The organism is Enterobacteriaceae endosymbiont of Donacia versicolorea (assembly GCF_012570965.1).
In the GTDB taxonomy this organism is placed as follows: Bacteria; Pseudomonadota; Gammaproteobacteria; order Enterobacterales; family Enterobacteriaceae.
Map to the genome: position 1 here is coordinate 1 of NZ_CP046214.1, position 720 is coordinate 720.

Annotated in this window: 1 protein-coding gene and 1 rRNA gene (1 of these 2 only partly in view); both read left to right on the top strand. The window is 23.9% G+C overall.

Translation table 11 applies throughout. The features are described from left to right. Complete coding sequence (gene greA / locus GJT89_RS00005; protein WP_168894523.1) at positions 1-480, top strand: transcription elongation factor GreA; 480 nt, start codon at positions 1-3, stop codon at positions 478-480. 163 nt (positions 481-643) lie between these two features. Next, positions 644-720, top strand: a 16S ribosomal RNA gene (locus tag GJT89_RS00010); it runs 1,565 nt beyond the window's last position.

Here is a 720-nt window from a genome sequence, read left to right on the forward strand (position 1 = left end):
ATGATAAATCAAATTCCTATGACCTTACAAGGTATAAAAAAACTACATAAAGAATTAATGGAATTAAAAAATATAAAAAGACCAAAAATTATTAATTCTATTATAGAAGCAAGAAAACATGGTGATTTGAAAGAAAATGCTGAGTATCACGCAGCACGTGAAGCACAAAGTTTTTGTGAAGGTCGTATTAAAGATATAGAAATTAAATTATCTAATGCTAATATAATAGATGTTACAAAAATTACACATAATAATAAAATTATTTTTGGTTCTACAGTAAGTATGATAAATATAATAACTGATGAAATTATTTCTTATAAAATTGTTGGTCATGATGAAGCAAATTTAAAAAATAATTTAATTTCTGTTAATGCACCTATTTCTAGAGCATTAATTGGAAAAGAAAAAAATAATATTATTAATGTAAAAACCCCCAGGGGGGTAATAAAGTACAAAATTTTAGATATTAAATATATTTAATGTAAATATAAAATAAATTTTATTTGACTTTTTATAAAAATATTGTATTATAGAAAACAATAACATTGTCTTATAAAAATGTTTTTAGTTCTTTAATAATTTGTCAGAAAATATATGTGGGCATTCAATTTTTAGAAATTAGTTATTTTTTATATCGTATTTTTAATTGAAGAGTTTGATCATGGCTCAGATTGAACGCTGGCGGCAAGCCTAACACATGCAAGTCGAGCGGCAGCGAAA

Bases quoted from the DNA above. Each gene is read 5' to 3' on its own strand.
- greA (WP_168894523.1), top strand. From the start codon at position 1: ATGATAAATCAAATTCCTATGACCTTACAAGGTATAAAAAAACTACAT.